The organism is Spirabiliibacterium falconis (assembly GCF_014885015.1).
GTDB classification, from domain to species: Bacteria; Pseudomonadota; Gammaproteobacteria; order Enterobacterales; family Pasteurellaceae; genus Spirabiliibacterium; species Spirabiliibacterium falconis.
Window position 1 is genome coordinate 53,542 of sequence record NZ_JABMIJ010000001.1, and the last position, 13,836, is coordinate 67,377.

General features: G+C 43.7%; 14 protein-coding genes and 1 tRNA gene. 9 read left to right on the plus strand and 6 right to left on the minus strand.

Annotated features, from left to right (window positions below):
• Positions 1 to 77: 77 nt before the first annotated feature.
• The 4 genes from HPC40_RS00300 to orn form a co-directional block, all read right to left on the minus strand.
• Positions 78 to 524, minus strand: coding sequence for a phospholipase effector Tle1 domain-containing protein (locus HPC40_RS00300; RefSeq protein ID WP_208117480.1), 447 nt, complete (start codon positions 522 to 524; stop codon positions 78 to 80).
• A complete protein-coding gene (locus tag HPC40_RS00305; RefSeq protein WP_208117481.1) occupies positions 512 to 1,252 on the minus strand; it encodes a hypothetical protein in 741 nt (246 codons plus the stop codon). Before HPC40_RS00305 ends, HPC40_RS00300 begins: the two co-directional genes overlap by 13 nt.
• 104 nt (positions 1,253 to 1,356) lie before the next feature.
• A tRNA-Gly gene (locus HPC40_RS00310) sits at positions 1,357 to 1,432 on the minus strand.
• 133 nt (positions 1,433 to 1,565) lie between these two features.
• Positions 1,566 to 2,117 carry an oligoribonuclease gene (gene orn, locus HPC40_RS00315; protein WP_208117482.1) on the minus strand — a complete coding sequence of 184 codons (552 nt, stop codon included), beginning with the start codon at positions 2,115 to 2,117 and terminating at the stop codon, positions 1,566 to 1,568.
• 63 nt (positions 2,118 to 2,180) lie between these two features.
• On the opposite strand from orn, the gene rsgA reads away from it, so the two are divergent.
• The 4 genes from rsgA to crr all read left to right on the plus strand — a co-directional run bounded on the left by rsgA (position 2,181) and on the right by crr (position 6,130).
• The gene (gene rsgA, locus HPC40_RS00320) at positions 2,181 to 3,236 is read left to right on the plus strand and encodes a small ribosomal subunit biogenesis GTPase RsgA (protein ID WP_208117483.1); all 1,056 of its coding nucleotides are present in this window, start codon (positions 2,181 to 2,183) and stop codon (positions 3,234 to 3,236) included.
• 292 nt (positions 3,237 to 3,528) lie between these two features.
• Positions 3,529 to 3,786: a phosphocarrier protein Hpr gene (ptsH, locus tag HPC40_RS00325; protein WP_208117484.1), complete on the plus strand. Its 258-nt coding sequence runs from the start codon at positions 3,529 to 3,531 to the stop codon at positions 3,784 to 3,786.
• Positions 3,787 to 3,840: 54 nt separating this feature from the next.
• Positions 3,841 to 5,568, plus strand: coding sequence for a phosphoenolpyruvate-protein phosphotransferase PtsI (ptsI, locus tag HPC40_RS00330; protein WP_208117485.1), 1,728 nt, complete (start codon positions 3,841 to 3,843; stop codon positions 5,566 to 5,568).
• A 61-nt stretch (positions 5,569 to 5,629) separates the two neighbouring features.
• Positions 5,630 to 6,130, plus strand: a complete 501-nt coding sequence (gene crr / locus HPC40_RS00335; protein ID WP_208117486.1) for a PTS glucose transporter subunit IIA — start codon at positions 5,630 to 5,632, stop codon at positions 6,128 to 6,130.
• A gap of 91 nt (positions 6,131 to 6,221) precedes the next feature.
• On the opposite strand, the gene arcA is transcribed toward crr, so the two are convergent.
• Together arcA and prfC are read right to left on the minus strand one after the other, a co-directional pair.
• Entirely contained in the window at positions 6,222 to 6,935 is a 714-nt protein-coding gene (arcA, locus tag HPC40_RS00340; RefSeq protein ID WP_208117487.1) for a two-component system response regulator ArcA, read from the minus strand.
• 173 nt (positions 6,936 to 7,108) lie between these two features.
• Positions 7,109 to 8,698 carry a peptide chain release factor 3 gene (gene prfC / locus HPC40_RS00345; RefSeq protein WP_208117488.1) on the minus strand — a complete coding sequence of 530 codons (1,590 nt, stop codon included), beginning with the start codon at positions 8,696 to 8,698 and terminating at the stop codon, positions 7,109 to 7,111.
• Positions 8,699 to 8,908: 210 nt separating this feature from the next.
• Between prfC and HPC40_RS00350 the strand changes: the two genes are divergently transcribed.
• The 5 genes from HPC40_RS00350 (at position 8,909) to leuD (ending at position 13,832) form a co-directional block, all read left to right on the plus strand.
• Positions 8,909 to 9,091: a hypothetical protein gene (locus HPC40_RS00350; protein WP_208117489.1), complete on the plus strand. Its 183-nt coding sequence runs from the start codon at positions 8,909 to 8,911 to the stop codon at positions 9,089 to 9,091.
• A gap of 74 nt (positions 9,092 to 9,165) precedes the next feature.
• On the plus strand, positions 9,166 to 10,722 hold the full coding sequence (leuA, locus tag HPC40_RS00355; RefSeq protein ID WP_208117490.1) for a 2-isopropylmalate synthase: 1,557 nt from the start codon (positions 9,166 to 9,168) through the stop codon (positions 10,720 to 10,722).
• Positions 10,722 to 11,807: a 3-isopropylmalate dehydrogenase gene (gene leuB / locus HPC40_RS00360; protein ID WP_208117491.1), complete on the plus strand. Its 1,086-nt coding sequence runs from the start codon at positions 10,722 to 10,724 to the stop codon at positions 11,805 to 11,807. The genes leuA and leuB overlap by 1 nt, the downstream gene beginning before the upstream one ends.
• Positions 11,808 to 11,823: 16 nt before the next feature.
• Complete coding sequence (gene leuC / locus HPC40_RS00365; RefSeq protein ID WP_208117492.1) at positions 11,824 to 13,230, plus strand: 3-isopropylmalate dehydratase large subunit; 1,407 nt, start codon at positions 11,824 to 11,826, stop codon at positions 13,228 to 13,230.
• A complete protein-coding gene (gene leuD, locus HPC40_RS00370) occupies positions 13,230 to 13,832 on the plus strand; it encodes a 3-isopropylmalate dehydratase small subunit (RefSeq protein ID WP_208117493.1) in 603 nt (200 codons plus the stop codon). Before leuC ends, leuD begins: the two co-directional genes overlap by 1 nt.
• Positions 13,833 to 13,836 lie beyond the last annotated feature (4 nt).

Sequence of the window (13,836 nt, forward strand, 5' to 3'; positions counted from 1 at the left end):
TGATTTTAAAATTTCTTTCAAATCAGGATGATTATCTACCTTATCAAGATAGTCATATAGATAGCCTGCTATCGTATCTATATGATTGATGATGGAGAGACCGTGATATACTTTTGCTTATTACTTGCAATGATTTTGGTGGCACTCTCAATTTTATCTAATTTTTTGTTATTGGGATTCTCAAAGGCTTTGGTGTCTTTCCAGTTAAGACCTAGGTGGGTGAAGTTGTTATAAATACTGACATTACTTTTATCTTTTGAATCATCAGTTGCCCATCTAAACTGACCGCCTGCACTAAATAAAGGCATTGACCACAAACTATCGTGAACAATAGGGTTATTTACTTGATTATATTGGCTATAATCTTTAAACTTGATGTTACCCTTTTCTTGGGCGTGTTTAATCATCCACATCAAGGTAACATTGGATAAATCGCCACTCTCATACCCACCGCCAATATCCGAATGAGCACCCATAAAGCCTTGTTCTAGACGGTATTTGCCATTGATATTTAGGTTGTCCATTTGTTTTTCCTAATTGGTTCATGTTCTATGGTTTGGCTAATATTACCATTACTATCTATATATAAAGTGATGATTACTTTTGTACCATGAGCCCAAGTTTTGGCAGGTGAGCCATTAGCAGGCATTGCTCTGCCTTGCTCCAACAACTGCTTAGGGTAAATGGTATAAGTACGCCAAGCGGAGGGTGGGAGGGATTGGGCGTGTTGATTTATGTAAGATTGCTCGTCTGCTTGACGATTTTGCAATCTTGGAATGATAGCGTATTCTATTGTTAGAGCATCGTAATTCTCTAATCTGTGGCAGGCTGTGCCAAAATATTGAGCAATATTATTGCCACTTATATCGCATTTACTCTTTAAAGTTGGACTTACTTTTAAAATGGGTGTGATACCCTTGTCAGAATTACCTTGTTGGGAACGCAATATTAGTTCTAATTGTGTTTTTTGTGAATTTATTTTACTAGAACTGACACAGCCAAACAATCCAAGCATCATCAAAAATGCAATCCAACCATTTACTCCCTGCTTTTTGGTTTCAATGGGCAAATAAGATTGCAGGGGTTTTCCATTGCATAATTGTTGCTCAGTTAGATTGCTAATAAAGTCGTCTTTATCTCTCTTTGTGCTTATACCTAATTGATAATTGCACTTCAACCACTTTAAGTAGTCATATAGAGCAATGGATTTATTTTTGTCGGTAGCATTTATCAACACATTACCATCAGTCATATCACTCCCCTTATTCGACCGCACTTTGGGCATGAAAAAAGCAAAGTGCGGTTGGCAGGTGGTAAATTTTAGGCAAAAAAATACACACCGATTGGTGTGTTATTTGGAGCGGGAAACGAGACTCGAACTCGCGACCCCAACCTTGGCAAGGTTGTGCTCTACCAACTGAGCTATTCCCGCAGGGTGTTAATCATTTAACGAGTGGCATTATACAAAAAATGTTGCCTACTGCAAGCGAAAATTTGCGATAAATGTTTATTTGCTGAAAATTAAAGCAAAGTGCGGTTGCGTTTTGCTCAACTGCACTTGGATATTATGGGTTCACATTGAGCAAGTGCTGACGATAATAGGCAAGCTCGGCAATCGATTCGCGAATATCATCTAATGCAAGGTGAGTATTTTTTTTGCTAAAACCGCTTAAAATGTCGGGCTTCCAGCGAGCGGCAAGCTCTTTTAAGGTGCTAACATCAAGATAGCGGTAGTGGAAATAGTCCGCCAGCTCAGGCATATAGTTAAATAAAAAGCGTTTGTCTTGTGCAACGCTGTTGCCACAAATGGGCGAACAGTTTTTGCCAACCCAGCGTTTGAGAAAATCCAGCGTTTGCAGTTCAGCCGCCCGTTCGGTTAGCGTACTTTGGCGAACACGTTCGGTTAGCCCATTCGCTGAATGGGTTTTGACACACCACGCATTCATGGCATTGAGCACTTCGTCAGGCTGATGAATGGCTAATACGGGCCCTTCGGCAAGAATATTGAGATCTTTGTCGGTGACGATGGTGGCAATTTCAATAATGCGATCGGTGTTCGGATCAAGCCCTGTCATTTCGAGGTCGATCCAAATAAGATTATGTTTATCTGTTGGCATACGTTGGCTATCCTGATTAAAATAGCACTATTGTACCTGAAAATAACGCAAGAGAGGCAACTGTTGGGCAAAAAAAAATTAACCCAAAATCAAAAGCGGCGGATCACGTCCAATCATCAACGGACATTGAGTGCTCATAGAAAGCGCAAGGCAAAAGACAGTGTTGAGTGGCAAGATGATATGCTCGGCGACATGCGTCAGGGGCGTGTGGTGTCACGGTATTCGGTGCATGCGGATGTGGAAGATAGCACAGGGGAGGTGTTTCGTTGCAATGTGCGGCGCACCATTCCAAGCCTGGTTGTGGGGGATAATGTGCTATGGCGTGAAGGGCTTGAGCAATTACAAGGCATCAGTGGCGTGATTGAGGCGGTTGAAGCGCGCCAAAATGTGTTAGCTCGCCCTGATTATTACGACGGCATCAAACCTATTGCCGCGAATATTGATCGCATTTTTGTGGTGTCTGCGTTATTGCCTACGTTTTCGACGAATATCATTGACCGCTATATTGTGATTTGCGAAAGTATTGGGTTTAGCCCGATTTTAGTGTTGAATAAAATTGACCTTGCGACCGCCCAACAGCGTGATGAATTGATGGCACAATTTGCGATTTATCAAGCGATTGGCTATGAGGTATTATTTGTTTCCAGTGAAACAGGCGAGGGCATTGCGCAATTTAGAGAGCGTTTGCAAGCGGGTTGCTCTATTTTGGTGGGGCAATCGGGCGTGGGGAAATCCAGTTTATTAAATGCCGTGGACTCGTCGCTTAATCTGGCAACGGGGGCCGTGAGCGAAACTTCACAACTTGGACAGCATACCACCACTGTATCGCGCTTGTTGCGTTTGCGTTGTGGGGGAGAGGTGATCGACTCGCCAGGTATCCGTGAGTTTGGTGTGTGGCATTTAGATGTTGCTACGATCACGCAAGGCTATCGTGAATTTCAGCCGTTTTTAGGCGGTTGTAAATTCCGTGATTGCACCCATTTAGCTGATCCTCAATGTGCCATTCGTGCCGCGGTAGAACAAGGTAAAATTAGCCGTGAACGCTATGATAATTATCATCGTTTGATTACCGCACTAGAGGAAAATAAAGCACAGCGTCATTTTTTCACAGATGAATAAATGTTACAAAAAGGCGGATATAAAAGACGCAATCGACCGCACTTTTTTGTTTACAAAAAAATCAATGTGCGGCGGTTATGGTTAAAAATCCATCTTTTTGAATGAAAAACTGTGCAGTAAATCATATTTCTATTGCTTGGTGCTTGATTCTTACAAGAGAATGATGATACTTAATAAAAATTAATTATTTTAACAAGTAAAATAATTATGAATAAATTGTTATAAGACGCTTTGGCAGGCTTAAATAGTTGCTTGAGCGATTTCATTAACTACACATAAAAAGGAAAAGGCTATGTATTCTAAAGACGTTACTATCACTGCTCCAAACGGTTTACACACACGCCCAGCGGCTCAGTTTGTGAAAGAGGCAAAAGCATTTGAATCAAAAATTGAAGTTACGTCAAATGGTAAAAGTGCCAGTGCCAAAAGTTTATTTAAATTGCAAACCTTAGGATTGGTGCAAGGCACAACTATCACGATCAGTGCCGAGGGTGCAGACGAAGAAAAAGCCGTTGAGCATTTGGTTGCCTTGATTCCAACATTGGAATAACCGCACTTTTGATTAAATGTGGTTTGTGATTAACTCCTAAAATAAGGGTATATTATGATTTCAGGTATCCCAGCATCTCCAGGTATTGTGTGTGGAAAAGCATTGGTATTAAAAGAAGAAGATATTGTGCTTAACACCAAGCCTATTAGTGCCTCGCAAGTTGAAAGCGAAGTACAACGTTTTTACGATGGTCGTGCTAAAGCGGTTGAACAGCTTGAGGCGATTAAAGAAAAAGCGACGCGGACATTAGGCGAAGAAAAAGGCGCGATTTTTGATGGTCATTTGATGATTTTAGAAGATGAAGAGCTGGAAGAAGAGATCGTTGCTTTTATTAAAGATGAGTTAGTCACAGCCGATATGGCGGCAAGCACAGTCATTGATCAGCAAGTTGCGATGTTATCTGAAATCGATGACGAGTATTTAAAGGAACGTGCTGGGGATATTCGTGATATTGGTAATCGGTTGCTAAAAAATATTTTAGGGATGACGATTGTTGATTTGGGCGAAATTAAAGATGAAGTTATTTTAATTGCCAATGATCTTACACCATCAGAAACCGCACAGTTAAATTTAGAAAAAGTGCTTGGTTTTATTACAGATATTGGTGGACGTACATCGCATACATCCATTATGGCGCGTTCATTAGAGTTACCCGCCATTGTAGGCACTAATGTGGCGACTCAGCGGATTAAAAATGGCGATATGTTAGTGTTAGACGCTGAGAATAACCAAGTGTTGATAAATCCAAGTGCCAGAGAGCTTGAAAAAATTAAAGCACTGCAAAAGACATTGGCAGAAGAGAAGGCGGAATTGGCAAAATTAAAAGATTTGCCTGCGATTTCCCTTGACGGACAGCGTGTTGAAGTATGTGCAAATATTGGTACCATCCGAGATGTGGACGGTGCACTGCGTAACGGTGCAGAGGGCATCGGGCTTTATCGTACAGAGTTTTTATTTATGGATCGCGACCAGCTACCGACAGAAGAAGAGCAATTTAAGGCTTATAAAGATGTAGTTGAAGCGATGGATGGGCGTTTGGTGGTGCTACGCACGATGGATATTGGCGGCGATAAAGAACTGCCATATTTGAATTTGCCAAAAGAGATGAACCCATTCTTAGGCTGGCGTGCTATTCGTATCGCACTGGATAAACGTGAAATTCTAAATGCGCAATTAAGAGCGGTATTGCGTGCCTCAGCGTTTGGTCAATTAGCGGTGATGTTCCCTATGGTGATCTCCGTTGAAGAGATCCGCACGTTGAAAGCCGTGTTAGCCGAATTGAAGCAAGAACTGCGTAATGAAGGCAAGGCATTTGATGAAAATATACAAGTAGGTGTGATGGTGGAAACGCCATCAGCGGCGGTAAATGCTCGTTTCTTAGCAAAAGAAGTTGATTTCTTTAGTATTGGTACTAATGACTTAACCCAATATACATTGGCAGTGGATCGTGGCAATGAGTTGATTTCACACTTGTATAATCCAATGACGCCATCAGTATTAAATCTCATTAAACAAGTGATTGATGCTTCTCACGCTGAAGGCAAATGGACGGGAATGTGCGGTGAGTTGGCTGGCGATGAGCGAGCGACCTTATTATTGTTGGGTATGGGATTAGATGAATTTAGTATGAGTGCGATTTCTGTACCACGTATTAAAAAATTGATCCGAAATGTGAATTTTGCTGACGCACAACGGTTAGCAGAAGAGGTATTGGCACAACCGACGGCGGCTGATATTGAAGCCAAAATTGCAGATTTCTTAGCAGAAAATGGATTGAACTAGATACAAACACAGAAATTTCGGTTAATATACTACTGATTTGAATTAAAACAGGAGAGCAAAAATGGGTTTATTCGACAAACTTTTTGGTTCAAAAGACAATAAAGGCGCAGAGGTGGAAATCTATGCCCCCCTTTCTGGTGATATTGTGAATATTGAAGATGTGCCAGATGTTGTTTTTTCTGAAAAAATCGTAGGTGATGGTATCGCAATCCGTCCAACAGGCAATAAAATTGTGGCACCAATTGATGGTGTTATTGGTAAAATTTTTGAAACGAATCATGCGTTTTCAATGGAATCAAAAGAAGGGGTAGAGCTTTTCGTTCACTTTGGTATTGATACTGTTGAGTTAAAAGGCGAGGGTTTCACTCGTATTGCTGAAGAAGGGCAAGAGGTTAAAAAAGGGGATACTGTAATTGAATTTGACCTTGCATTGCTTGAAGAGAAAGCAAAATCAGTCCTCACACCAGTTGTGATTTCAAATATGGATGAAATTTCGAGTATGGAAAAAGCAAGTGGTCAAGCCGTTGTTGGAGAAACTGTGGTATTAAGACTGAAAAAATAACCGCACTTTATATTAAAAAAACCGCCTTTAATGGCGGTTTTTTTAGTGACCAAATAAACGCTAAATCAGAACTCAGCGGTTATGTGATTTTTTATTCAAGCTCTCCACAAAAACGATAGCCTTCTCCATGAATAGTTGCAATGATTTCTGGTGTTTCAGGGTGGCTTTCAAAATGCTTACGAATGCGTCGAATGGTAACATCAACAGTGCGATCATGTGGTTTAAGCTCTCGCCCTGTCATTTTTTTTAGCAAATCTTCACGTGTTTGAATTTTGCCCGGATTTTCACAAAAGTGCAACAACGCACGGAACTCACTACGCGGCAGTTTATTGGCTTCATCTGTTGGTGAAATTAATGTACGGCTATTGATATCTAGCGTCCAGCCATTAAAGCGATAAGCATCAATATGGTCATTACTGATGCTAACCTCTTTATCTCCCATCGTGCGTTGTAATAAATTACGTGCACGAATCGCAAGTTCACGCGGGTTAAATGGCTTAGTGATATAATCATCGGCACCAATTTCTAGCCCTAAGATTTTATCCACTTCATTATCACGCCCTGTTAAAAACATCAATGCAGTATCGGCATTTTCACGCAATTCACGTGCGAGCATTAAGCCATTTTTGCCTGGCAAATTAATATCCATAATAACCAAATGGATTGTGTTTTCGCTTAATATAGCGTGCATTTTATTACCATCGGCTGCTTCTAACACATCATAACCTTCTGCCTCAAAAATGCTTTTTAGCGTGTTGCGTGTTACCGCTTCGTCTTCAACAATTAATATTTTAGGCGTTTGCATAATCAGTCCATTTGCTTTATTCATAATGGTTAACAGTTGTTTACATCGTAAAAAATTTATTGCATCTTTGCAACGTGACTATAACATAACGTTGTATAAAAAATGTATTATATTTTACAATTTTTGATTTAAGTCATCGTAATATGTGCGTTAAGATCTAATTTTATTTTGGATCAGTGCTCTTTGGTTTTGAAAAATTGCACGTCAGGATACCGCTCTTGTGTTAAATTCAAGTTAACCATCGTTGGCGCAATATAGGTTAAATGATCACTGCCATCAAGTGCGAGATTTTGCTCATTTTTTCGCTTAAATTCGTCAAATTTTTTCTCATCGCTACATTCAACCCAACGTGCTGTCGCAACGTTAACTGACTCGTAAATAGCCTCGACATTATACTCACTTTTTAGCCGTGCAACCACCACATCAAATTGCAATATGCCGACAGCACCGACGATCAAATCATTATTGCTTAACGGACGGAAAACTTGCACGGCACCTTCTTCAGACAGTTGTACAAGTCCTTTGAGTAATTGTTTTTGCTTGAGCGGATCTTTTAGGCGAATGCGGCGGAATAGCTCAGGGGCAAAGTTTGGAATACCGCTAAATTTCAGGCGTTCCCCTTGCGTGAAGGTATCCCCAATTTGGATGGTGCCGTGGTTATGTAACCCAATAATATCGCCAGCAAATGCTTCATCTGCATGCGTCCTATCACCAGCCATAAAGGTTAACGCATCGGAAATAACAACATCCTTTCCTAACCGTACATGGTGAAACTTCATCCCTTTTTCGTATTTGCCTGACACCACACGCATAAATGCAACACGGTCACGGTGTTTAGGATCCATATTTGCTTGAATTTTAAACACAAAGCCGCTGAGTTTTTCTTCAAATGGGGAGACTTCACGCACATCGCTTTGGCGTGATTGTGGAGTTGGAGCCCATTCAGTTAAGCCCAAAAGCATATGGTCAACCCCAAAATTTCCCAGTGCGGTGCCGAAAAAGACAGGGGTGAGTTCACCTTTTAAAAATAGTTCTAAATCAAATGGATTAGATGCACCTTGCACCAGTTCTAACTCATCACGCAATTGTTGCGCTAAGTCTTCACCGACCGCACTTTCAAGTTCAGGATTATCCAGTCCCTTAATCACTCTTACATCTTGAATGGTATGCCCTTGTCCACTTTGATAGAGATAAGTTTCATCGTTATAAAGATGATAAACGCCTTTAAAGAGCTTGCCGCAACCAATAGGCCAAGTGATCGGTGCACAGTGGATTTTCAGCACACTTTCCACTTCATCGAGCAGCTCCATCGGGTCGCGAATATCACGGTCGAGCTTGTTCATAAAGGTCAAAATCGGTGTATCGCGCAAGCGGGTCACTTCCATCAATTTAATGGTGCGTTCCTCAACCCCTTTGGCGGAGTCGATTACCATCAGGCAGCTATCCACTGCGGTCAAAGTGCGGTAGGTATCCTCCGAGAAATCTTCGTGTCCAGGAGTATCGAGCAAGTTCACCAGACAATTGTTATAAGGAAATTGCATCACGGATGTGGTAATGGAAATCCCCCGTTGTTTTTCCATTTCCATCCAGTCCGATTTGGCGTGCTGTGCATTGCCACGCCCTTTTACCGTGCCCGCAGTTTGAATCGCTTGCCCGTAGAGCAGAACTTTTTCAGTAATGGTAGTTTTCCCCGCATCGGGATGGGAGATGATCGCAAAGGTGCGGCGTTTATTCACCTGCTCTGGATAGGCTTTCTCAGACATAATATTCACTTTAGTTCATTTTAAATGCGCTTATTTTCCCTGATTGCGGGCATAAAAACAAATAGAAATCATATTTTTGCCTAAAAGTAGGATTGACTAGCGTAATAAAAAATAGGTTATGACTTATACTGCTCAAGTTTTATATTTTAGATTTTTGTTTTGATTTTTATTTTATTTTTAAATTATTACACTGCTAATTGTGGTAAGATAATGATTATTTTAGATAAAAATACTAAAAAGGGAGTTGACTTTGGTTCTGGTGCAGGTATGATGATTTCCGACATTGAGTTTTTACTTTTTATTTTTCGTGGTTTAATTATGTTTACATTCCAAGTGTGTTCTCTACTTCTCGCTCTCTTGCGCATTTCCAATGTGCGGTTTGTGCGTGGATAGAACATAATTTTTGCCCACACAACCCGCACGTATTGCGGGTTTTTTTATAACTGTGTTTAACTAAAGGAGCGATTATGAGCGATAAAGTGATTATTTTTGATACAACACTGCGCGATGGCGAACAAGCATTAAGTGCCAGTTTAACGGTGAAAGAAAAATTACAGATCGCCTTTGCCCTTGAACGTCTTGGGGTGGATGTCATGGAAGTGGGGTTTCCTGTTTCTTCAGCGGGAGACTTCAAATCGGTGCAGACCATTGCACAAAACATCAAAAACGCTCGTGTTGCGGCCTTGGCGCGTGCGGTGGATAAAGACATTGATGCCGCCTTTGAAGCCTTGCGGGTGGCACAGCAGTTTCGTATTCACACTTTCATCGCCACCTCCGCATTGCATGTGGAGACCAAGTTAAAGCGCAGTTTTGAGGATGTGGTCGCCATGGCACAAAGTGCGGTTAAGCGTGCACGGAATTACACGGATGATGTCGAATTTTCGTGTGAAGATGCAGGTCGCACGGGCATTGATAACATCTGCCGTATTGTGGAAGCTGCCATCAATGCGGGGGCAACCACTATCAATATTCCTGATACTGTGGGCTATACCGTGCCTAACCAATTTGGGGACATTATTCATCAGGTGATGAACCGTGTGCCTAATGTGGATAAGGCCATTATTTCTGTGCATTGCCATAATGATTTAGGCATGGCAACCGCCAATTCATTAAGTGCGGTACAGCAAGGGGCACGCCAAATTGAGTGTACGATTAACGGCATCGGAGAGCGTGCGGGCAACTGTTCATTAGAAGAAGTGGTGATGGCATTAAAAACGCGCCGTGATGTATTTAATGTGGATACCAACATCAACACCAAAGAGATTTATCGCATCAGCCAAATGGTTAGCCAAATGTGCAATATGCCCATTCAACCGAACAAAGCCATTGTGGGGAGCAATGCGTTTGCCCACTCGTCGGGCATTCATCAAGACGGCATGCTTAAAAATGCCAACACCTATGAAATTCTCTCTCCTGAAAGCATTGGGTTGAAAAAAGAAAAGTTGAATTTAACTGCACGTTCAGGGCGAGCAGCGGTGAAAAGTCATATGCAGGATATGGGCTATAGCGAGCAAGATTACGACTTGGACAAACTTTACACTGCATTTTTGGCACTGGCGGATAAAAAAGGGCAAGTATTTGACTATGACTTAGAAGCATTAGCCTTCATTGATATGCAGCAAGGAGAGGGCGATCGTCTTCGGTTGGAATCGATTTCCGTGCAATCGGTTAGCCAACTTCCTGCCACAGCCTCAGTCCAAGTGACTTTAGACGATAAAGTGCGGTTAGATGCGGCAACAGGCAATGGGGCAGTTGATGCCGTGTATAACTGCTTGTTGCGGATTACTGAGCTGGATTTAAACATAGTAAGCTACAAATTAAGTGCCAAAGGCGAGGGCAAAGATGCACTTGGGCAAGTGGACATCGTGGTGGATTATCAATCACGCCGTTTTCATGGCGTGGGTTTGGCAACGGACATTGTGGAAGCCTCCGCGCGTGCGTTAATCCACGGCATTAATGCCATTTATTTAGCACAGAAAGTGGCGGATTTTAAAGATAAAAAATCACAGTTGGAGACAGTATAATGAACAAGTTTACGGTAGCAGTATTACCTGGCGACGGCATCGGTCCTGAAATTATGCGTGAAGCAGAAAAAGTGCTTCATGCCGTTGAACAAAAATATCAAGTGCGGTTTGATTTACACCATTATGACGTGGGCGGTGTGGCGATCGATAACCACGGCTGTGCCCTGCCGCAAGGCACCATTGAAGGCTGTGAGCAAGCCCAGGCAGTGCTATTTGGCTCGGTGGGGGGGCCAAAGTGGGAACATTTACCGCCAGCCGAACAACCTGAGCGGGGTGCATTATTGCCATTACGCAAGCACTTTGGCTTGTTTTGCAACCTGCGTCCTGCCACGCTTTATCAAGGTTTAGAAAAATTTTGCCCCTTGCGCGCTGACATTGCCGCTACAGGCTTTGATATTGCGTGTGTGCGAGAGTTGACGGGGGGCATCTATTTTGGGCAACCTAAAGGGCGTGCAGGCGAGGGCGCACAAGAGCATGCCTTTGACACCGAAATTTATCACCGTTTTGAAATTGAACGCATTGCTCGTATTGCCTTTGAAAGTGCCCGCAAACGCCGCAAACATGTGACCTCTATCGATAAAGCCAACGTGCTCACGAGTTCCGTGCTCTGGCGTGAGGTGGTATGCGAGGTGGCGAAAGAGTACCCAGATGTGACGCTCGATCACCTCTACATCGATAACGCCACCATGCAACTGATTAAGCAACCGCACTTTTTTGATGTGTTGCTCTGCTCAAATATGTTTGGCGACATCATCTCCGATGAATGTGCGATGATCACAGGTTCTATGGGCATGCTGCCGTCAGCCAGCCTTAACGAAAAAGGCTTTGGGCTTTATGAACCCGCAGGTGGCTCAGCCCCTGATATTGCAGGCAAAGGCATTGCCAATCCGATTGCGCAAATTTTATCGGCTGCCATGATGTTGCGTTACAGCTTTGGGCTTGATGATGCGGCTAATGATATTGAAAGTGCGGTCAAAACCGTGCTCGCCCAAGGGCATCGTACCGCTGATCTTAGCGACCAAAGTCAAGCCATTTCCACCAGCGAAATGGGCGATTTGATTGCTGCACAAATAACCGCACTTTAAGGCTACAGGAGTCGTTATGGCAAAAACCTTATACGAAAAATTATTTGATGCCCATGTGGTGCGCGAGGTGGAAGGCGAAACGCCGATTTTGTACATCAACCGCCACTTAATGCATGAGGTAACCAGCCCGCAGGCGTTTGATGGCTTGCGAGTGGCTGGGCGCAAAGTGCGGTCGCCAGAAAAGACGTTTGCGACCATGGATCACAGCATCTCCACCCAAAGCCGTGATCCCGCCGCCTGTGGCGAGCAGGCGCGCATTCAGGTGCAGGAGTTGGACAAAAACTGTCAAGCGAACAATATTTCACTCTACGATCTGCAAAATGAAAAGCAAGGCATTGTGCATGTGGTGGGGCCTGAACAGGGTTTGACGTTGCCAGGCATGACCATTGTGTGTGGCGATTCTCACACAGCCACCCACGGTGCCTTTGGTGCGTTGGCATTTGGCATCGGTACCTCGGAAGTGGAACATGTGCTTGCCACGCAAACCTTAAAACAAGCGCGCGCTAAAACCATGAAAATTGAAGTGCGTGGCAAAGTGCGGTCAGGCATCACAGCGAAAGACATTATTTTGGCGATCATCGGCAAAACGACGATGGCAGGCGGCACAGGTCATGTGGTGGAGTTTTGCGGGCAGGCGATTCGTGATCTCTCCATGGAGGGGCGAATGACTGTATGCAATATGGCGATCGAAATGGGGGCGAAAGCAGGTTTGATTGCACCCGATGAAACCACGTTTGATTACCTCAAAGATCGCCCTTATGCGCCGAAAGGTGAAATGTGGGAGCGCGCGGTGGCGTACTGGAAAACATTGAAAAGCGATGATGATGCGCAGTTCGATACGGTGGTGGTGCTTGAGGCGAATGACATTGCGCCACAGGTAACATGGGGAACTAACCCAGGGCAGGTGATTGCCATTGACCAGCGAGTCCCCGATCCCGCCAAAATGACAGATCCTATTGCACGCCAATCGGCACAAAAAGCCCTTGATTATATGGGGCTTGCACCTGAAACCGCACTTTGTGATGTGAGCGTGGATAAAGTCTTTATTGGCTCGTGCACCAATTCACGCATTGAAGATTTGCGTGCGGCAGCGGCGATTGCTAAAGGGCGCAAAGTAGCGCAAGGCGTGCAAGCATTGGTGGTGCCGGGTTCTGGTTTAGTGCGAGCGCAAGCTGAGCAAGAAGGCTTGGATAAAATTTTTATTGACGCAGGTTTTGAATGGCGTTTACCAGGCTGCTCAATGTGTTTGGCGATGAATGACGACCGCCTTGGGGAATGGGAGCGTTGCGCCTCAACCAGTAATCGCAATTTTGAAAGCCGACAAGGGCGCAACGGGCGAACCCACCTTGTCAGCCCCGCGATGGCGGCAGCGGCGGCGGTGTTTGGTAAATTTACGGATATTAGAACATTGGAGGAGGCATAATGGCAGGCTTTAAACAACATACAGGATTGGTCGTGCCCTTAGATGCCGCCAATGTGGATACGGATGCCATCATCCCAAAACAGTTTTTGCAAGCAGTTACCCGAGTGGGTTTTGGCAAGCATTTATTTCACGAATGGCGTTACCTCGACGAGCAAGGTAGCCAGCCTAATCCTGAATTTGTGCTCAATTTTCCGCATTATCAGGGGGCAACAATTTTACTGGCACGCGAGAATTTTGGTTGCGGCTCTTCGCGTGAGCATGCGCCGTGGGCATTGGCGGATTATGGCATTAAAGTGATGATAGCCCCGAGTTTTGCGGATATTTTTTACAGTAATAGCTTGAATAATCATCTGCTTCCCATTCGGCTCAGTGAAAGTGCGGTTGATGAAATATTCAACTGGGTGCAGGCAAATCCTCATCAAGCCATCACCATCGATCTTGAACAACAAACGGTATCTGTTGGTGAAATGGTCTATCACTTTGAGCTTGATCCATTTCGCAAACACTGTTTAATCAATGGGTTAGACAACATCGGCTTGACGCTCCAGCATGAACAAGCGATTGCCGATTATGAAAAAACTATTCCCGATTTCCTGCGTTAAACAA